General features: G+C 67.5%; 15 protein-coding genes and 2 pseudogenes. 9 read left to right on the forward strand and 8 right to left on the reverse strand.

Features of this window, described 5'->3' with window-relative positions:
- Positions 1 to 206 precede the first annotated feature (206 nt).
- Both AC07DO_RS27665 and AC07DO_RS27670 read right to left on the reverse strand, forming a co-directional pair.
- On the reverse strand, positions 207 to 416 hold the full coding sequence (locus tag AC07DO_RS27665) for a DUF397 domain-containing protein (RefSeq protein ID WP_479063430.1): 210 nt from the start codon (positions 414 to 416) through the stop codon (positions 207 to 209).
- Positions 413 to 1,279: pseudogene (locus tag AC07DO_RS27670) on the reverse strand (helix-turn-helix domain-containing protein). The gene AC07DO_RS27665 and the pseudogene AC07DO_RS27670 overlap by 4 nt, the downstream one beginning before the upstream one ends.
- A gap of 486 nt (positions 1,280 to 1,765) precedes the next feature.
- Between AC07DO_RS27670 and AC07DO_RS27675 the strand changes: the two are divergent.
- The 3 genes and pseudogenes from AC07DO_RS27675 (at position 1,766) to AC07DO_RS27685 (ending at position 3,414) form a co-directional block, all read left to right on the forward strand.
- Positions 1,766 to 2,724: pseudogene (locus tag AC07DO_RS27675) on the forward strand (helix-turn-helix domain-containing protein).
- Between the two features lie 88 nt (positions 2,725 to 2,812).
- Entirely contained in the window at positions 2,813 to 3,160 is a 348-nt protein-coding gene (locus AC07DO_RS27680) for a hypothetical protein (RefSeq protein WP_479063431.1), read from the forward strand.
- Entirely contained in the window at positions 3,157 to 3,414 is a 258-nt protein-coding gene (locus AC07DO_RS27685) for a hypothetical protein (protein ID WP_479063432.1), read from the forward strand. The genes AC07DO_RS27680 and AC07DO_RS27685 overlap by 4 nt, the downstream gene beginning before the upstream one ends.
- 12 nt (positions 3,415 to 3,426) lie before the next feature.
- Here AC07DO_RS27685 and AC07DO_RS27690 read toward each other — a convergent pair whose 3' ends face one another.
- The 5 genes from AC07DO_RS27690 to rpsL form a co-directional block, all read right to left on the reverse strand.
- The gene (locus tag AC07DO_RS27690) at positions 3,427 to 3,831 is read right to left on the reverse strand and encodes a hypothetical protein (protein WP_479063433.1); all 405 of its coding nucleotides are present in this window, start codon (positions 3,829 to 3,831) and stop codon (positions 3,427 to 3,429) included.
- Positions 3,832 to 3,985: 154 nt separating this feature from the next.
- Positions 3,986 to 5,179: an elongation factor Tu gene (gene tuf, locus AC07DO_RS27695; RefSeq protein ID WP_150171078.1), complete on the reverse strand. Its 1,194-nt coding sequence runs from the start codon at positions 5,177 to 5,179 to the stop codon at positions 3,986 to 3,988.
- 144 nt (positions 5,180 to 5,323) lie between these two features.
- On the reverse strand, positions 5,324 to 7,450 hold the full coding sequence (gene fusA, locus AC07DO_RS27700; protein ID WP_479063434.1) for an elongation factor G: 2,127 nt from the start codon (positions 7,448 to 7,450) through the stop codon (positions 5,324 to 5,326).
- Between the two features lie 39 nt (positions 7,451 to 7,489).
- A complete protein-coding gene (gene rpsG / locus AC07DO_RS27705; protein ID WP_003974303.1) occupies positions 7,490 to 7,960 on the reverse strand; it encodes a 30S ribosomal protein S7 in 471 nt (156 codons plus the stop codon).
- A gap of 2 nt (positions 7,961 to 7,962) precedes the next feature.
- Positions 7,963 to 8,334, reverse strand: coding sequence for a 30S ribosomal protein S12 (rpsL, locus tag AC07DO_RS27710; protein WP_003948652.1), 372 nt, complete (start codon positions 8,332 to 8,334; stop codon positions 7,963 to 7,965).
- 386 nt (positions 8,335 to 8,720) lie between these two features.
- Between rpsL and AC07DO_RS27715 the strand changes: the two genes are divergently transcribed.
- The 6 genes from AC07DO_RS27715 to AC07DO_RS27740 all read left to right on the forward strand — a co-directional run bounded on the left by AC07DO_RS27715 (position 8,721) and on the right by AC07DO_RS27740 (position 15,324).
- On the forward strand, positions 8,721 to 9,452 hold the full coding sequence (locus AC07DO_RS27715; protein ID WP_479063435.1) for a Crp/Fnr family transcriptional regulator: 732 nt from the start codon (positions 8,721 to 8,723) through the stop codon (positions 9,450 to 9,452).
- 125 nt (positions 9,453 to 9,577) lie between these two features.
- Positions 9,578 to 10,327, forward strand: a complete 750-nt coding sequence (locus AC07DO_RS27720; protein ID WP_479063436.1) for a hypothetical protein — start codon at positions 9,578 to 9,580, stop codon at positions 10,325 to 10,327.
- Positions 10,324 to 12,468 (forward strand): hypothetical protein, encoded by a 2,145-nt coding sequence (locus AC07DO_RS27725; protein WP_479063437.1) that lies wholly within the window; start codon positions 10,324 to 10,326, stop codon positions 12,466 to 12,468. Before AC07DO_RS27720 ends, AC07DO_RS27725 begins: the two co-directional genes overlap by 4 nt.
- Before the next feature lie 18 nt (positions 12,469 to 12,486).
- Positions 12,487 to 13,665: a hypothetical protein gene (locus AC07DO_RS27730; RefSeq protein WP_479063438.1), complete on the forward strand. Its 1,179-nt coding sequence runs from the start codon at positions 12,487 to 12,489 to the stop codon at positions 13,663 to 13,665.
- A complete protein-coding gene (locus tag AC07DO_RS27735; RefSeq protein WP_479063439.1) occupies positions 13,662 to 14,159 on the forward strand; it encodes a Pycsar system effector family protein in 498 nt (165 codons plus the stop codon). The genes AC07DO_RS27730 and AC07DO_RS27735 overlap by 4 nt, the downstream gene beginning before the upstream one ends.
- A gap of 202 nt (positions 14,160 to 14,361) precedes the next feature.
- Positions 14,362 to 15,324: a M48 family metalloprotease gene (locus AC07DO_RS27740; protein WP_479063440.1), complete on the forward strand. Its 963-nt coding sequence runs from the start codon at positions 14,362 to 14,364 to the stop codon at positions 15,322 to 15,324.
- Between the two features lie 63 nt (positions 15,325 to 15,387).
- On the opposite strand, the gene AC07DO_RS27745 is transcribed toward AC07DO_RS27740, so the two are convergent.
- Complete coding sequence (locus tag AC07DO_RS27745) at positions 15,388 to 19,302, reverse strand: DNA-directed RNA polymerase subunit beta' (RefSeq protein ID WP_479063441.1); 3,915 nt, start codon at positions 19,300 to 19,302, stop codon at positions 15,388 to 15,390.
- Positions 19,303 to 19,375 lie beyond the last annotated feature (73 nt).

A 19,375-nucleotide genomic window follows, 5' to 3' on the forward strand; every position in this document is an offset into this window, starting at 1 on the left:
GCGACGAGTACTGTGGGACTCGCTTCCGGTCCTCCCGGCGGGAGGCGCGCAGCATCGGCACTCAACCGAGCAACCATGACAGTCTGCCATACGGGGCACCTGTGGTGCCAATCGGGCCGAAGAGAGTACCCGCTGGGTGACGGAGATCAAACCCGGGGCGGGGTCGGCGCGCCGTGCGTACTGTGCCGTGCCGTCCCGGCGGGGAATCAGCTCCCAGAGGCGTACGTCACGAAGTCCGCCCACGCTGTGTCGCCCACGGCGAGCCGGGGCCCGCGCGCGTTCTTGGAATCACGGACGTGGACGGCGCCGGGGGCGTGGGCGACCTCGACGCAGTCGCCCTCACTGCCGTTGCTGCTGTAGCTGCTCTTGCGCCATTCCAGCTCGGCGCCGCCTCCAGCGGAGACCATGCGGTTCATCTTTCTCCCAGCAGTTGCTCAATGAAGGCCAGCGACTCTTTCGGGGTGAGATCCTGGGCCCGGACCATGCCGTACCGCAGTTCCAGGACTCGAAACTGCTTGGGATCGTCGACCGGCCGCCCCGCGGCGACCCCTGGGGAACGGCCCACAGCGGTGCCATCCCCGAACTTCAGCATCGTGATACTTCCGTCCACTCCAGCGTGCTCCTCCAGGTCGATCGGCATCACCTGAAGGGATACGTTGCGCAACTGCCCGACTTCCAGCAGTCGTTCGAGCTGTCCACGCAGAACCATTCTGCCCCCGAGCGGACGCCGCAGCGCCAATTCCTCCAGCACAAAACTGAGTGCCGGAGCGGGTTCCCTCTCGAAGATCGATTGCCGCGCCAACCGCGCGGACGTCACGCGATTCACCTCGCCGGACGTGTACACAGGCTGCCGCATCTCGAACAGCGCCCGCATATATTCCTCGGTCTGCAGGACGCCATGGATGTCATGGGCGCCGTACCACTGAAGGTCGACCGCCCTGGCCTCCAACCGCGCCAGATCCCGAACCTTCTTCGGTTACCTCGCCTCCGCCACGTCGTCCTTCATCGCCGCGACAGCGCCATCCGCACCCAGGACCTCGTCCGCCTTGTCGAGGTACTCCGGCCGAGGAATCCGCTTGCCGCCCTCGACCTTGTAGACGAGACCCTCCCCGTACCCCATGGCCGCTGCGAACTCGGCGGCTCGCATCCCGGCGGCCTCCCGGCGGACCCGCAACTGCCGCCCGATGAAGGCGACGATCGCCGCACCGTGCTCATCCTCCGGGTCGACCTCCCACTCCGGCTCCTCCGGCTCCCGATCACCCTCCGTCGACCGTTCCATGCGACCGCCTCCCGCTTTGTCGAGCCTCCGCCACGTACGGTCGACGCCGTACCCGCGTGACCTTCCGGCCAGGCGGTACACCGCTGGACAAAGCCTGTACAAGGTCACGGTACGCAGCCACCGAGTCACTACGAGCGTAGAAGTGAGGGCCACTCTGCGTGACGTGATTCACGGGCTTCACCCCACCGGAACCCACTCCCCCGCGCTCCGGCGACAGAGGCGCCTTCCCAAGAAACCTGAGAGAGACAAAGAACCCCACCAAGCCCCACCAACCCCGGCGCCAGGACCCCGCTGCCCACCCGCAGGGTCCCGCCCCGCCCCGCTCACTCCCCCGGGTGACATCACCGGCTCAGCTGGCTTTCCGGCCCCCCAATGGCCCTACTCTCAGCCCCAGCAGACGAGAACAACTCCAGACATGCGACGGCCCCCGCCGGGACTGCGAATCCCAGAGCGAGGGCCTGACCACCGAGGAAGAGGCACTTCCCGATGGACACCCAAAACCCTAGCGCGTCCACGCGCGCCCGGTCCGCCATTGGCGGCGACAAACCCCCCTCAAGGGCGACCGCGCTCCCCCGGGGCCGAGCACACCCCGCCGCTGCCCGGCCGCAGGCCTCCGGGATCGCCCACGAGAACACCCGCCACACCACCCGCTTCACGGTGGTCGGCAACCACCTCGCGCAACACCAGGAGCTCTCCCTCCTGGCGATCGGCCTGGCCTGCCACATCCAGTCGCTGCCGGCCGGGGCTCGCGCGGACATCAAGACCCTCGCGGCCCGCTTCCCCGAGGGGTCGACCGTATCGCCGCCGCCCTGCGCGAGCTGGAGGCCCACGGCTACCTGCGCCGCGACCGCGAACGCACCCCCGCAGGCCGCATCATCACCCGCACGATCTCCTGCAACCAGCCGCACACGATCCAGCCGCTCGCGCCCGCCACGACACCGAGGCCGCCTGCCAGTCCCGCGGCTCCCCTCACCCCCGCTGCTGCCTCAGCCCCAGCAGACCCCAACGAGAACCCACTCGCGCACCCGCCCCGCAATCACCCTCGGCCCCTCGTCGCCGTACCGCACCCCACCTGCCCCGCCCCGGCCCTCCTCCAGCAGGCCACCGACCTGCTCGCCGACCTGCGCCATCACGACCCCCGCCTGCTCCTCACCGACCGCGATACCGCCCACCTCGCCCTCGGAGTCGCCGCCTGGCTGGAGCGCGGCGCCGACCCCGCTTCCGTACGCCACGCCCTCACCCACGACCTGCCTCCCGAGGGCCCACGCCGCCCCGCCGCGCTCCTGGCGCACCGCCTGACAGTGCTGCTCCCGCCCCCACCCCCGTTCCCGACTCCGCAGTCCGTCCGGCACCCGCTCCAGAACTGCGACGCCTGCGACCGCGCCTTCCGCGCCCCCGAACCAGGCCACTGCCGCGCCTGCCACGTCCCTCCATACGCTGATTGACCAGGGGAAACACTCGGCAATGTTCGCGTCTCCACACCCCGTGCACCCCGGCCGACTAACCTGGCCAGGGCACTCTCGGGAGGACACCATGAGCACGCAGGCCGACCACGGACACGAGCTGGTTCCCCGCCCCGAGCAGACCCCGGACGCCCTGCGCGCCGCCCTCGCCGTCGTCGCCCCCGCACGTCTACCGGAGATGCAGCGAACCAAGGACGAAGCCTTCGCCAAGGCTGTCGCATGGCAGTCCCTCAGCCCCGTGCAGGGCTGGGTCCTCACCTGGGCCCGGGACATCGAGATCGCCCGCCGCCCCGACCTGTCCAGCCGGCACGCCCGCGCCACGCGGGAACTCGAACACGAGGACGCTGCCGTCGCCCACGAAGCCCTGCGCGAGCTGAGCGCCGTCCTGGACGAGGCCATGAAGGCAGTACGGACTTGAGCTGGAGCTGGGAGTACGCCTTCGCGGCAGAGGAAGCCGCCCGCACCGCGTCACCAGCCTTTCTCACCGAAGTCGAGCGCAAGGCCGCGGAACTGGTCAGGGCAGCCGAGGCGCTGTACATCCACGGCCGCGGTCACCAAGACGTCGACCCAAAGGGCGGCGACATCGCCGTCCCCGGCGGAATGTTCCGGTACCAGACCGTCGTACGTAGCGAATGCGTCTACGTCGTCCAGCTGACGTACCTGGGCTTCTGAGTCCTGAAGGGCTCAGAACGCCCGCAGATAGACCCGCGCCCGCCCCGGCTCAAGGGTCTGAACGTAGATCTCGCCCCACTGAACCTTCTTACGGCGCCCGTCGCCCACGCACGGCGGGCACACACCGGCCCAACGCGTTCTCTTCAGGGTCTGTGGCTCGGCCAGCCCAAGATGCCTGAAGAGCTTGGCCTCCGGCACCGCGTCCCCTTCCGCGGCTTTGACGCCGGCCGCTCCCTTGGGGACTGCCACCTCCATGAAGGCTGAAGCATCGTCCGCTCCTGCCTCCTCGTCCCAGCGCCAGTCACGTCCTTCGGTCACCGGCCGATCATCCGCGTCCGGGACGGAGCAGGCGGAGAAGAAGCCGACAGCCATCAGTGCCGCAGCGAAGCAGGTACTGGTACCACGAGTGACCTTCAACAGTTCTCCTCGTCACCACCGGGGAAGCGCACACCCGGAACAACAAAAGGGCCCGTACGACCGAAGTCGTACGGGCCCTTCCGTTACTGCGTGTACTGCGATGCGCTCAGTTCAGAGCAACCGGGTTACCCCGATCCGCAAGCAAGTCAGGGACTTACTTGTTGATCTTGGTGACCTGGCCGGCGCCGACGGTCCGGCCACCCTCACGGATGGCGAACTTCAGGCCCTCTTCCATGGCGACGGGCTGGATGAGCTCCACCGACATCTCGGTGTTGTCACCCGGCATGACCATCTCGGTGCCCTCGGGGAGGGTCACAACGCCGGTCACGTCCGTCGTGCGGAAGTAGAACTGCGGGCGGTAGTTGTTGAAGAACGGGGTGTGACGGCCACCCTCGTCCTTCGACAGGATGTAGGCCTGGGCCTCGAACTCGGTGTGCGGCGTGACCGAACCGGGCTTGATGATGACCTGGCCGCGCTCGACGTCCTCGCGCTTGATGCCACGGAGGAGCAGACCGACGTTCTCACCGGCCTGGCCCTCATCGAGCAGCTTGCGGAACATCTCGATGCCGGTGACCGTGGTGGTGGTCTTCTCGGTCTTGATGCCGATGATGTCGACGGTCTCGTTGACCTTGAGGACACCACGCTCGATACGACCGGTGACGACCGTGCCACGACCGGTGATCGTGAAGACGTCCTCGATCGGCATCAGGAACGGCTTGTCGACGTCGCGCTCGGGCTCCGGGATGGACTCGTCCACGGCCTTCATGAGCTCGAGGACGGTGTTGCCCCACTCCTTGTCGCCCTCGAGGGCCTTCAGAGCGGACACCTTGACGACCGGAAGGTCGTCGCCCGGGAACTCGTACTCGGAGAGGAGCTCACGGACCTCGAGCTCGACGAGCTCCAGGATCTCCTCGTCGTCCACCATGTCGGCCTTGTTCAGGGCGACAACGATGTACGGAACGCCGACCTGGCGGGCCAGGAGCACGTGCTCCTTGGTCTGCGGCATCGGGCCGTCGGTGGCGGCGACCACGAGGATCGCGCCGTCCATCTGCGCGGCACCCGTGATCATGTTCTTGATGTAGTCCGCGTGACCGGGGCAGTCGACGTGGGCGTAGTGACGCGCCTCGGTCTGGTACTCGACGTGCGCGATCGAGATCGTGATACCGCGCTGGCGCTCCTCGGGAGCCTTGTCGATCTGGTCGAAGGCCGAGGCCTCGTTCAGGTCGGGGTACGCGTCGTGCAGCACCTTGGTAATGGCGGCCGTGAGGGTCGTCTTACCGTGGTCAATGTGACCGATGGTGCCGATGTTGACGTGCGGCTTAGTCCGCTCGAACTTCGCCTTCGCCACTGGGTCCTCCTGTGGAGTGGTTCTGTACGCCTTGCTTCATCGGCGCCAGGTGATCTTTGCTGGGAAGCCAGCCGCCGGGGTTCTTGCCCTGCGGGGTCGAACCCCGGCGGATGGTGTCAAGCCTAAAGCGTGAACTCGGGTGAGTTACTCGCCCTTGGCCTTCGCGATGATCTCCTCGGCGACGTTCCGCGGAACCTCGGCGTAGGAGTCGAACTGCATTGAGTAGCTTGCGCGACCCGACGTCTTGCTGCGGAGGTCTCCGACGTAGCCGAACATCTCCGAGAGGGGCACGAGGCCCTTCACGACGCGAGCGCCGCTGCGCTCCTCCATGGCCTGGATCTGGCCACGGCGGGAGTTGATGTCGCCGATGACGTCGCCCATGTAGTCCTCGGGCGTGGTGACCTCGACGGCCATCATCGGCTCGAGCAGCACGGGGGACGCCTTGCGCGCGGCCTCCTTGAAGGCCTGCGAACCGGCGATCTTGAAGGCGAGCTCCGAGGAGTCGACCTCGTGGTAGGCACCGTCGAGAAGCGTGACGCGGACGCCCGTCATCTCGTAGCCCGCGAGGATGCCGAACTGCATGGCCTCCTGCGCACCGGCGTCCACCGACGGGATGTACTCCCGCGGGATGCGGCCACCGGTGACCTTGTTGACGAACTCGTACGACGCGTCGCCGTCCGTGATCGGCTCGATCGCGATCTGCACCTTGGCGAACTGACCGGTACCACCGGTCTGCTTCTTGTGCGTGAAGTCGACGCGCTCGACGGTCTTGCGGATCGTCTCGCGGTACGCGACCTGCGGCTTGCCGACGTTCGCCTCGACGCGGAACTCGCGCTTCATGCGGTCGACGAGCACCTCGAGGTGGAGCTCACCCATACCACCGATGATGGTCTGGCCGGTCTCCTCGTCCGAGTGGACGCGGAAGGAGGGGTCCTCCTCCGAGAGACGCTGGATGGCGACACCCAGCTTCTCCTGGTCGCCCTTGGACTTCGGCTCGATGGCGACCTCGATCACCGGCGCCGGGAAGTCCATGGACTCCAGGATGACCGGGGACTTGTCGTCGGAGAGCGTCTCACCCGTGGTGGTCTGCTTCAGGCCCATGACGGCGACGATGTCACCGGCGCCCACCGACTCGATCTCCTCACGCTTGTTCGCGTGCATGCGGTAGATCTTGCCGATGCGCTCCTTCTTGCCCTTGACGGAGTTCAGCACCGCGGTGCCGGAGTCCAGGCGACCGGAGTAGATCCGGACGAAGGTGAGCTTGCCGAGGTGCGGGTCGCTCGCGATCTTGAACGCGAGGGCCGACAGCGGCTCGTCGTCGGACGGCTTGCGCTTGACGACCAGCTCCGGGTCCTTGACGTCGTGACCCTCGATGGCCTCGACGTCCAGGGGGGAGGGAAGGTAGCGCACGACCGCGTCGAGCAGGGGCTGGACGCCCTTGTTCTTGAACGCGGTACCGCAGAAGACGGGGGTGACGGTGGTGTCGCCGCCCTTGCCGGAGGCGATGGTGATGCGACGGATCGCCGCGTACAGCTGCTCCTCGGTGGGCTCCTGGCCCTCGAGGTACAGCTCCATCATCTCTTCGTCGTTCTCCGCGACGGCCTCGAGGAGCTTGCCGCGGTACTCCTCGGCAGCCTCGGTGTGCGTGGCGGGGATGTCGACGATGTCGTAGGCCTCGCCCATCTTGGTCTCTGCGGACCAGACGAAGGCCTTCATGGTGACGAGGTCGACGACGCCCTGGAAGTCAGCCTCTGCGCCGATGGGCAGCTGCATGACGATCGGGGTCGCACCGAGACGGTCGACGATCATGTCGACACAACGGTGGAACTCGGCACCGGTGCGGTCGAGCTTGTTGACGAAGCAGATGCGCGGGACGCCGTAGCGGTCCGCCTGACGCCACACGGTCTCGGACTGGGGCTCGACGCCGGCGACGCCGTCGAACACCGTCACGGCACCGTCGAGCACGCGGAGCGAACGCTCCACCTCGACGGTGAAGTCGACGTGGCCCGGGGTGTCGATGATGTTGATCGTGTGATCGACGTCGTTCAGCGGCCAGTGACAGGTGGTGGCAGCAGAGGTGATCGTGATGCCACGCTCCTGCTCCTGCTCCATCCAGTCCATCGTGGCGGCGCCGTCGTGGACCTCACCGATCTTGTACGACACACCGGTGTAGAACAGGATCCGCTCGGTGGTCGTCGTCTTGCCCGCGTCGATGTGGGCCATGATGCCGATGTTGCGCACCTTGGCCAGGTCAAGTGAAGTGGTAGCCATGTCGGCTCAGTCTTCTCTCGGTCTCGATGGGGGTAGCGACTACCAGCGGTAGTGCGCGAAGGCCTTGTTGGACTCGGCCATCTTGTGGGTGTCCTCGCGCTTCTTCACAGCGGCGCCGAGGCCGTTGGAGGCGTCGAGGAGCTCGTTGAGCAGACGCTCGGTCATGGTCTTCTCGCGACGGGCGCGGGAGTAACCGACGAGCCAGCGCAGGGCGAGCGTGTTCGCACGGCCCGGCTTGACCTCGATCGGGACCTGGTAGGTCGCGCCACCGACACGGCGGGACTTGACCTCGAGGGTCGGCTTGATGTTCTCGAGCGCGCGCTTCAGCGTGATGACCGGGTCGTTACCGGTCTTCTCGCGCAGGCCCTCCATGGCGCCGTACACGATGCGCTCGGCGGTGGAGCGCTTGCCGTTCAGCAGCACCTTGTTGATGAGGGAGGTCACCAGAGGAGAACCGTAGACCGGGTCGATGATGACCGGGCGCTTCGGGGCGGGGCCCTTACGAGGCATTCTTACTTCTCCTTCTTGGCGCCGTAGCGGCTGCGGGCCTGCTTGCGGTTCTTGACACCCTGGGTGTCGAGGGAACCGCGGATGATCTTGTAGCGAACACCAGGCAGGTCCTTCACACGGCCACCACGCACGAGCACGATGGAGTGCTCCTGCAGGTTGTGTCCCTCACCCGGAATGTAGGCCGTGACCTCGATCCCGGAGGTCAGACGCACACGCGCGACCTTACGGAGGGCCGAGTTCGGCTTCTTCGGGGTGGTCGTGAACACACGCGTGCAGACGCCACGACGCTGGGGCGAACCCTCGAGTGCGGGCGTCTTGTTCTTCTCGACCTTGTCCTGCCGGCCCTTACGGACCAGCTGCTGGATCGTAGGCACTACTTCTCCGGTTTCTGTGTGCCGAATAGTAAAGCTAACCTGGAACGTCGCCGACCCACGCGGTCGGGTGTGTCGAATCCTGCAGACTCCCGCCGCAAGGCGGAAAGAGGCGCAGATTACGGTGGCCGTTCTCGGACTCCCGCAGCGGTTGATGACACGCGCGCGAGCCCAGGCACACCCCAGGCACAAGGTCTGAGCGTACCTACCTCATCGAGTCTGGTCAAAACAAATGCGATGGGGGGCGACACGCCGGGCTTTTCGGCTTCGCCGTGACTGGTGTCGGCCAGAGAGGCCGGTTGTCGCCCGTTCCCCGCACGGTTGCCTCAAGTACGTTGACTGGTTGCGAGATCGAAGGCATCGGCGCACGTGAACACGGGGGCAACGGCATGGCCGGGGGGCAAGCGCACGCGTGGGACGACGACGGCCTGGACGACCGGGTGCCCTTCCTCGCTCGCCTGGAGCGGGAGGACCGCAGGGCGCTGCTCGCCATCGGTCGCCCCCTGAGCTATCCCGCGCGAAGCATCATTATGCGCCAGGACGAGCCGTCAACGCATGTCCTGCTGCTCTTGCAGGGCTGGACCAAGGTCACGGCCACCGCGGCGAACGGATACGAGGCACTGCTCGCCCTGCGTGGCCCCGGCGACATCGTCGGCGAAGGCGCCGCACTCAGTGGCCGGGGCCGCTCGGCCACCGTGACCGCGCTGGAGAAGGTCGAGACGGCCGCCATCGACCAGGGGCGCTTCACCAGGTTCCTCGCCGGCAGCCCCGAGGTGGCGCTCAAGCTCCTCGGCCTGGCCACCGACCGGCAGCGTTCGACCGACCGACGCCGGCTGGAGTGGGCGGCGCTCACGGTGCGCGAGCGGCTCGCCGTCCTGCTGCTCGACCTCGTGCGCACCCACGGCACGCGGACCGAGGAGGGCATCGAGCTCACCGTCCCGCTCAGCCAGCAGGAGTTCGCGGGCTCGGTGGGTTCCTCGCGGGAGGCGGTGGCCCGGCTCCTGAAGGAGTTACGCGACCGCCGGGTCGTCGTCACGAGCCGCCGCCGCGTCCTCGTCGTACGGCCTGACGTCCTGCGCCGCATAGCCGGGGCCGGCGACGGAAGCGCAAGCACTAAGTGACGCATTGGTAACCGAACGTCGCTCTGTGCACGTGGTCACACTTCCTCCGCGTCATCGTCCCTCTGCCGACTCGCCGTGGTCCGCCATCGTTCTGGTCCAACGGGCCGATCCGGCGAGAGGCAGACATGACCGACTTCCTGAACCGCACGATTTTGCTGTTCGACATCGAGCAGTTCGGCACCAGAGACGATGTCGAACAGGCCTTTCTCCGACGCATGCTCTACGACGTCGCTGACGCTACCCTCGCCGCGGCCGACGTCAGCGAAACGGCTCGGCTCCGCACCGACCGAGGGGACTCCGTCGTCGAACTCATCGACGCGAACGTGCCGGTGTCCGGGCTGCTGAAGGCTCTGCTCACCGAGACCCCGATGTTGCTGCATGCCAAGAACCGGCTGATGGCGGGCAGCACCCGCATGCGACTGCGCATTGTCCTGGCGGCCGGATACGTCGCCGTGGACGAGAAGGGCTGGGTCGGCGGGGATTTGAATCATGCTTTCCGCCTTTTGGATGCCGAGCCGCTGCGCGAGGCCCTGCGGGCCGGCTCCGACAACAGCGTCCTCTGCGTGTCGGACACTGTCTACCGAGGCGTCGTACGCCATGGTCACCACGGTGTGCGCCCGGAGGAGTTCCACGAGGTTGCCGTGCAGACCAAGGAAGGGCCGAGCAGCGCCTGGCTGCACCATGTGGTGACGCCCGAGCGAGGTGGCAGCGGAGGCTCCGGGCCCATCGGCTCATCCCCCACTGGCTCCCCCTCCGCCACTCCCTCCCCCGCGGGCACCCAGATCATGGGCTCGCAGTACGGGGTCACCGGCGGCCACGTCGCCGGCGACGTCAACTTTGACTTGCGAGGCGGAGAGCGGGGTGACCGGAAGTGAGCCAGGAGGAAGCCAAGCCGGAGAAGCCGCCGAAGGGAGAGCGACCCGAGAAGAGCGAGAAGCCGGACACGGACGCCGCCAATCCAGACGAGGCTCCCGATGGCGGCAAGGAGCCGGAACAGGAACCCGAAGCACGACAGCCTGCCTGGGCCGCCCGCCGTGACCTGATCGACCACGCCCCCGACTTCGTCGGCAGCCTGATCCGTGGCGACCAGCTAGGAGTCACCGGCGGCCATGTCGCGGGCAACGTCAACATCAACCTCGGTCCACGAGGCTTCGGCGCCGGCTCACGTTCGGTATCCGGCCAGGTCCGCCGCGGGGACGTCGAGCGGCTGGCGACCGTCTTCCGGACCTGCCCGAACTTCGACGCGGCACTGGAGCGGCTCCGGGACGACCATGTCGTCGTACTCAAGGGCAGCCGCGGCACCGGGCGCGAGTCCGCCGGGCTCATGCTGTTGCACCGGCTCGGTGCCCACCCGATCCAGTCCTTCGATCCGGGCACGGCCCCGGCGGCTCTGCCGGACGCTCTGGAGGACTCCCCCGGCTTTCTCCTGCACGAGTTGTCGACCAGCCGCAGCCGTCCGCTCCTGGGACCCCACCTGCTGAGCATGCGGGAGAAATTGCGGCTGCGCGGCGGACGGCTCGTGATCACTGTGGATTCGTCGGCGATGCTGGGCGAGATCCCCTTCGTGCTGTGGGAACCGCCACCGGCCGAGGACGTCCTGCGCGCCCATACGACGGCCCGGGTGGGACACGAGGCGTGGGAGCGGCTGCGCCGGCTCACGTCGGTCGAGGAATTCCTCGACCGTACGCACCGGCCCGGCGAGACCGAGAAGTTCGCCGATCAGCTCGCCGCCCACCACCGGGGCGAACTCGACGAGGAGCAACTGGCCGACTTCGCGCAGTCGGCCTTGGCCGACCGGGTCTCCGGGTGGCTCACGTCGCCCGAGAAGGAAGGCGGGGACGAACTGCGCGACAAGGCGTTCCTCATCGCCCTCGCCGTCTTCGACAAGGCCCCGTACGCGATCGCGGCGGAACTCGGCGACAGTCTCTTCGTCGAACTCCAGACGACGGCCAACCCCGATAAGCCACCCGTGATCCCGATCTTCGGCAGCTCCACGGCATCGCGCCTCGCCTTCGCCCATGCCGTCGGCAGTACGCAGGACGAGGTCACCGAATGGGGCCCGGTCTCCCAGTACCGGGCCGAGTTCCAGGACAAGCACACCGCAAGCATGCTGCTGCGCGAGGTCTGGACCGTGCATCCCTCCGCGCGCACCGCCCTGGTGCGCTGGCTCCAGCAGCTCGCGAAGGACGGCCGCCCGCTGGTCCGCACTCGGGCCGCCGCAGCCACGGCGCTCCTCGCCGAGGCAGACCTGCCGTCCGCCATGGCCCACCTGGTCGAGCCCTGGGCCGGTGGCAGGTCCTACAACGACTGGCTGACCGCCGCGAACACGCTCAGCCTGGCCAGCCTTCTCCAGGTACGGGGCGTGTCCCGAATCCTGCACGCCTGGTGCACCGGCGAGCACCCCAGCCGCCGATGGACCGCGATCCGCGTCTACGGGCTCCTCGGCCCGATGGAGCCGGTGGAGGCGCTGGACGCGCTGCTCGACACGGTACGTCTGGAGAACGACGAGGAAGAGGAGGTGAACCAACTCGCCGAAGCCACCCAGCTGTTGCTGCTCGCCGCCCATGAGCCGGTGCTTCCGCGTCTCGCCCCACTGGTCAAGGACGAACAGACGCCACACGACGAGGCGCTGTACAACCACGCGTTGCGCGCCTTCGGTCTCGCCTGCCGTGAGTCCGAGGAGGGCACTGACCGCCCTCTCGTCCTGAAGTGGTTCGCCGATGCCCGCACCTCTCCCGAATGCGACGAGGACGAACTCGTCACCGGCCTCTGGCGTGCCGGGCTGCGCGACCGCGCGCACACCGACACTGCGCGGGAGACCTTGCAGCAATGGGTCCGTGTGGCGGAGCGGGACCCCTATACCGAGCGGTCCTTGACCCCGCTGCTGGCCGCACTCGCCGACACCGAAGCCGACCGGCAGCGGATCGACCACCTCCTGCGCACGGCGCACGCCGCAGACGGCAGCCCCCTGCGCGTCACACACCGCCTGCGCATGGCCGTCGCAGCGCACTCATGAGCCTGAGAGGAGCCCGCCGTGGCGACAGGTCAGGAACACCCTGAAAGCCGGACCCGACAGTTCTCGCGAGAGGCACAGACGGCACCTGAGGCACTCGACAACCGTGACCGGCCCGACCTGATGGGCCCGACCAGCTTGGACGAGCTGACCGATCTGATCCGCTCGAACAATCCCCGCGCCTCCGGCAGTCCTCATGATCCGGACGCCGAGGACACCCTCCCGGCGCACGGCCGTCGGCCCACTGGTCTGACGGATCCCGTTCTCGCCGTACGCCAGCTGTCGCGCTACGAGATCCCGGGCCGCCGCTATCTGGGCCGCGCCGACTGCGCTCTCGTGGTCGCCGGGGCCGGTGACTCGTATGAGACGTATCTGCCACCACGGCGCCCGATGAGCCTCCGTGGCCGAACCGCCGTGTACGAGGTCGACCTGGGCGTCCACCCCCTGCGCCTGTGCACTCGTCTGCCCAGCGACATCGACAGCTTCGAGTTCGACACCATCTTCGATCTCACCTGGCAGGTGACCGACCCGGAGCGCTTCGTCGTCAGCCAGGAACGCGACATCCCGGCCCTGCTGACCCGCGTACTGCACCGTCTACTGCGTCCTGTGACCAGGAAGTTCACCATCTCCGCGAGCGCGCACGCCGAGGTCGCCGTGCAACAGATCCTCGATGCCTCCGGTGACCACGCGGCACGGCAAGGGCTCCGACTCGGCGGCACCGCGCGGCTGCGGCGCGATCCCGAGGAGCGCGCCCAGCAGGGGCGCCTGCGCGCGGCCCGGTACGACGCCGAGGCCGCGCTGTCCGAACACGACGTGGAGCTGATGCGACTGGAACAGGAGCAACAGCTCAAGGCGCGGAAGATCGAGTTCTACCGTCACCACCTGGCCAAGGGCGGAGTCGCCGCCCTCCTCCTCCACCTGGCCGAGCACGCGCAGGACACCAGCCTCGTCGTGGAGAACCTGCGCGCCGACGAGGTGCGGACGATCGAGAACCAGCTCGGTCTCATCGACCGCGTCCTACCGGAGGGGACCCTGGAGAAGTACCAGCTGGAGGAGCCTCAGCAACTGGTCCTCGCGCTGTTCAGGTCGATGTTCGCCCAAGCAGTCGGCGGCTCGGCCGACGCACAGCAGGAAGACCCGCTGCACAAGCCGCCCGATCGCGCCGCCCAGCATCCCGACAACCGGGCCGAACCCGTATGACCGCCGAGGAATCGCCATCCGGTGCCCGGCTGCTCGCCGAGATCCGGGCCGAGATCAGCCGCGCCGACAACAAGGCGGCCGTAGCGGTCGGCGCCATCGCGATGGTGGTGGGGCTGCTCGGCGGCCTCGTCGTGAGCCGCGGCTGGGACCCGTCCCGGCTCACCCTTTCCTGGGCCGTCGTCTGGTGGACCGGAATCTGCGCACTCGCGGCCTCCCTGGTCTCGATGCTCTTCGCGGTCATGCCTCGCTACCGCAAGAGCGACTGGGAACCGGGGCGGCCACTCGGCTACTTCGGCGACATCCGACGCGCCGCCGAATCAGGCGCCCTGACACGAGCGCTGACGGAGGCCGACCGCGACCCGACACCCCTTCTTGTGGCTGCGCTTGCGGCGACCAGTCGGATCGCCGCGGACAAGCACCTGTGGGTACGCATCGGACTCCTGGCCCTCGCGACGGCGTCCCTGTTGCTGCCCGCGGCCCTGCTGCTCGGCTGAGGAAGCCCGTACCGAAGAAAGGAACACCATGTCCCAGCCGTACGAACCTGAGTACCCCGAACACGATCCGTCGGTGTCACCCCGCTACCCCGAGCCTGGCTCCACCCCACGGCCACGCCCACCCGATGCCTCGCGGAAGCCGGCAGCGGATGCGGCACCGCAGGCGCCCCGATTATTCGATGCCACCGAGACACCGGCGACCGTGAGCGGCCAGGACCCCGAGGCCCACGTCCCGCACACCGGACGCGTCCACATAGCGGCCCGTCGCAGGGGCGCCGACGCCCTCGCCATCGGATCGCTGGCGCTCCACCTGCCGCACGCGGCAGCCAGCCTCTTGGTCGTGACCTGCCTGGCCTACGTGCTGGAGAGCGCGACCGGCATTCCCCTGTGGGCCACGGGCGGCGGGTGGCTGCTCAGCGGTGCTCTGATCTTCCACCGCCCGACAGAGGCGTTCCTGGCCCACCATGTCTTCGGCCACAGGCCACCGTCCCTCGTCGAGGGTGATCAACTGAAGCCGCTCTGGCGCGACGTCACGGCCCGCTTCGGAGCGGACCCGGCCACGTACCAACTCTGGATCGCCGAGAGTGAGGAACTCAACGCGGAGGCCGCAGCAGGACACATTGTGACCGTCACCTCGGCAGCGCTACGGCTCCCGCCCGGCCAGCTCGCGGCAGTGCTCGCCCATGAACTCAGCCACCATGTCGCGGGGCACTCCTGGTCCGCGCTCCTGAGCAACTGGTACGCCCTGCCCGGGAGGCTCCTCTGGCGGGCGCTGCGAACCCTGCACCGGCTCACGCTTCCGCATCGGCACATCGAGGCCAAGGAAGCCAATCGTCGGCTCATCCTGCTGGCGGTCGTGGTCGGCCTTGTGCTGCTCTATCTGTTCCCCTGGCTACTCCTTCCGGCACTCACCCCATGGCTGCTCGCCGCAGTGAACAGGCGGGCCGAGCTGCGTGCCGACCGGGCCGCGGCCCTGCGCGGCTTCGGCCCTCAGCTGGTCGCGGTGCTGCAGCGCTTCATCACCGACGAGGAAGCCTCGAAACCGCCCAGTCCGGTCCACCGCCACGACCGCCTCCTCCCGGCGCCTTCACTGCTCTCCTCCCAGCCGGATCACCACACCCGGCTGCAGCGGCTCCAGCGGCTGCTCCAGCAACCCGGTCACTGAGGAACGCCAAAGGGCGGCCACCCCGTACGAAACGGAGTGGCCGCCCTTCAACAGACGTAGGCCTTACTGGTTGTACGGCCCGTAGTCGTAGTCCTCCAGCGGCACGGCCTGACCCGAACCCGTCCCGAAGGGCGAGTAGTCGATGTCGTCGTAGCCGACGGCCGAGTACATCGCGGCCTTGGCCTCCTCGGTCGGCTCGACCCGGATGTTGCGGTAGCGGGAGAGACCCGTACCGGCCGGGATGAGCTTACCGATGATGACGTTCTCCTTGAGGCCGATGAGGCTGTCGGACTTGGCGTTGATCGCCGCATCCGTCAGGACTCGGGTCGTCTCCTGGAAGGAGGCGGCCGACAGCCAGGATTCCGTCGCCAGCGAGGCCTTGGTGATACCCATCAGCTGCGGACGGCCGGAGGCCGGGTGGCCGCCTTCCGTGACCACACGACGGTTCTCGGTCTCGAACTTCGAGCGCTCGACGAGCTCGCCCGGCAGCAGCTCCGCGTCGCCGGACTCGATGATCGTCACGCGGCGCAGCATCTGCCGGATGATGATCTCGATGTGCTTGTCGTGGATCGACACGCCCTGGCTGTTGTAGACCTTCTGGACTTCGCCGACCAGGTGGACCTGGACCGCGCGCTGACCGAGGATCCGCAGCACGTCGTGCGGGTTGGTGGCACCGAAGGTGAGCTTCTGGCCCACCTCGACGTGGTCACCCTCACGCACGAGGACCTTGGCGCGCTTCGAGATCGGGAAGGGAGTCTCGTCGCTGCCGTCGTCCGGCGTGACGACGATCTTCTTGGTCTTCTCGGTCTCCTCGATACGGACGCGGCCTGCCGCCTCCGAGATCGGGGCGACACCCTTGGGCGTACGAGCCTCGAAGAGCTCGACGACACGGGGCAGACCCTGGGTGATGTCGTCACCGGCCACACCACCGGTGTGGAAGGTACGCATCGTCAGCTGCGTGCCGGGCTCACCGATGGACTGGGCGGCGATGATGCCGACCGCCTCACCGATGTCGACCAGCTTGCCGGTGGCGAGCGAGCGGCCGTAGCAGAAGGCACAGGTGCCGACCGCGGACTCACAGGTCAGGACCGAGCGGGTCTTGACCTCCTCGACGCCGTTGGCGACCAGGGCGTCGATGAGGACGTCACCGAGGTCGACGTTGGCCGGCGCGATGACCTTGCCGTCGATGACGACGTCCTCGGCCAGCATGCGGGCGTAGACCGAGGTCTCGACGTTCTCCGTCTTGCGGAGCACACCGTCCTCGCCCTTGACCGCGATCTTCAGCTTCAGACCGCGCTCGGTGCCACAGTCCTCCTCGCGAATGATGACGTCCTGCGAGACGTCGACCAGACGACGGGTGAGGTAACCGGAGTCGGCGGTACGGAGAGCCGTGTCCGCCAGACCCTTACGGGCACCGTGCGTGGAGATGAAGTACTCGAGAACGGTCAGGCCCTCACGGAACGAGGCCTTGATCGGACGCGGGATGGTCTCGTTCTTCGCGTTCGACACCAGACCACGCATACCCGCGATCTGACGCATCTGCATCATGTTTCCTCGGGCACCCGAGTCAACCATCATGAAGATGGGGTTCGTCTTCGGGAAGTTCGCGTTCATAGCCTCGGCAACCTCGTTGGTCGCCTTGGTCCAGATCGCGATGAGCTCCTGCGTGCGCTCGTCCTTGGTGATCAGACCGCGCTCGTACTGCTTCTGGACCTTCTCGTCCTGGGCCTCGTAGCCCGCGACGATCTCCTTCTTGGCCGCGGGGACCACGACGTCGGAGATGGCCACGGTGACGCCGGAACGGGTCGCCCAGTAGAAGCCCGCCGCCTTCAGGTTGTCGAGCGTCGCCGCCACGATGACCTTGGGGTAGCGCTCGGCGAGGTCGTTGACGATCTCGGAGAGCTGCTTCTTGCCGACCGAGTAGTCGACGAAGGGGTAGTCCTCGGGCAGCAGCTCGTTGAAGAGCGCACGGCCCAGGGACGTACGCAGCCGGAAGCTGTCGCCCTGCTGGTACGGCCTCTCCTCGACGCCGTCGTCCCCGGCCTCGGAGACCGGCGGGGTCCAGCCGCGCGGCGGGATGGTGCCCACCGGGAAGCGGATGTCGACGGTCGACTGGAGCGCGAGCTCGCCGGCGTCGAACGCCATGATCGCCTCGGCCGTGGAACCGAACGCGCGGCCCTCGCCCTTGGTGTCACGGAGCTCACCGTCGGTGGTCAGGAAGAACAGACCGAGGACCATGTCCTGGGTCGGCATCGTGACCGGACGGCCGTCGGCGGGCTTGAGGATGTTGTTCGAGGACAGCATCAGGATGCGGGCCTCGGCCTGCGCCTCCGCGGAGAGCGGCAGGTGCACGGCCATCTGGTCACCGTCGAAGTCCGCGTTGAACGCGGTGCAGACGAGCGGGTGAATCTGAATGGCCTTGCCCTCGACCAGCTGCGGCTCGAAGGCCTGGATGCCGAGGCGGTGCAGCGTGGGCGCACGGTTCAGCAGAACCGGGTGCTCGGCGATGACCTCTTCGAGGACGTCGTACACGACCGTGCGGCCGCGCTCGACCATCCGCTTGGCGCTCTTGATGTTCTGCGCGTGGTTCAGGTCGACCAAGCGCTTCATCACGAACGGCTTGAAGAGCTCCAGCGCCATGGCCTTCGGCAGACCACACTGGTGCAGCTTCAGCTGCGGACCGACGACGATCACGGAACGCGCGGAGTAGTCCACACGCTTACCGAGCAGGTTCTGACGGAAACGACCCTGCTTGCCCTTGAGCATGTCGCTCAGGGACTTCAGCGGGCGGTTACCGGGACCGGTGACCGGGCGACCACGACGACCGTTGTCGAAGAGGGCGTCCACGGCCTCCTGGAGCATGCGCTTCTCGTTGTTCACGATGATCTCGGGCGCACCGAGGTCGAGAAGGCGCTTCAGGCGGTTGTTGCGGTTGATCACGCGGCGGTACAGGTCGTTCAGGTCGGAGGTCGCGAAGCGGCCACCGTCCAGCTGCACCATCGGACGCAGGTCCGGCGGGATGACCGGCACGCAGTCCAGAACCATGCCCTTGGGGCTGTTGCTGGTCTGCAGGAACGCGGAGACGACCTTGAGGCGCTTGAGCGCACGGGTCTTCTTCTGGCCCTTGCCGGTACGGATGATCTCGCGGAGGCGCTCGGCCTCCTCGTCGAGGTCGAAGGACTCCAGGCGCTTCTGCAGCGCCGCGGCACCCATTGAACCGTCGAAGTACGTGCCGAAGCGGTCACGCAGCTCGCGGTAGAGCAGCTCGTCGCCCTCGAGGTCCTGGACCTTGAGGTTCTTGAAGCGGTTCCACACCTCGTCGAGACGGTCGATCTCGCGCTGCGCACGGTCGCGCAGCTGCTTCATCTCACGCTCGGCGCCCTCGCGCACCTTGCGGCGCACGTCGGCCTTGGCACCCTCGGCCTCGAGCTCGGCCAGGTCGGTCTCGAGCTTCTTGGCGCGGGCCTCCAGGTCGGAGTCGCGACGGTTCTCGATCTGCTGACGCTCGACGGAGACGTGCGCCTCCAGGGACGGCAGGTCGCGGGTGCGACGCTCCTCGTCCACGAACGTGATCATGTACGCCGCGAAGTAGATGACCTTCTCGAGGTCCTTCGGGGCGAGGTCCAGCAGGTAGCCGAGGCGCGACGGGACGCCCTTGAAGTACCAGATGTGCGTGACGGGGGCGGCCAGCTCAATGTGGCCCATCCGCTCACGGCGCACCTTGGCGCGAGTGACCTCTACGCCACAGCGCTCACAGATGATGCCCTTGAAGCGGACACGCTTGTACTTACCGCAGTAGCACTCCCAGTCCCGGGTCGGACCGAAGATCTTCTCGCAGAAGAGTCCGTCCTTTTCGGGCTTGAGCGTGCGGTAGTTGATGGTCTCCGGCTTCTTGACCTCGCCGTGGGACCACTGTCGGATGTCGTCCGCGGTGGCAAGGCCGATCCGCAGCTCGTCGAAGAAGTTGACGTCGAGCACTTTGTCGTCAATCCCTCTTTCGGGGTCGAGTCTCAATCATGGTCTGAACGGGTCCGGGGAGAGCCGGCCGGAT

It is taken from the genome of Streptomyces sp. NPDC045678, from assembly GCF_056432085.1.

Bases quoted from the DNA above. Each gene is read 5' to 3' on its own strand.
- rpsG (WP_003974303.1), bottom strand. From the start codon at position 7,960: ATGCCTCGTAAGGGCCCCGCCCCGAAGCGCCCGGTCATCATCGACCCG.
- AC07DO_RS27680 (WP_479063431.1), top strand. From the start codon at position 2,813: ATGAGCACGCAGGCCGACCACGGACACGAGCTGGTTCCCCGCCCCGAG.
- fusA (WP_479063434.1), bottom strand. From the start codon at position 7,450: ATGGCTACCACTTCACTTGACCTGGCCAAGGTGCGCAACATCGGCATC.
- AC07DO_RS27665 (WP_479063430.1), bottom strand. From the start codon at position 416: ATGAACCGCATGGTCTCCGCTGGAGGCGGCGCCGAGCTGGAATGGCGC.
- AC07DO_RS27715 (WP_479063435.1), top strand. From the start codon at position 8,721: ATGGCCGGGGGGCAAGCGCACGCGTGGGACGACGACGGCCTGGACGAC.
- AC07DO_RS27720 (WP_479063436.1), top strand. From the start codon at position 9,578: ATGACCGACTTCCTGAACCGCACGATTTTGCTGTTCGACATCGAGCAG.
- AC07DO_RS27735 (WP_479063439.1), top strand. From the start codon at position 13,662: ATGACCGCCGAGGAATCGCCATCCGGTGCCCGGCTGCTCGCCGAGATC.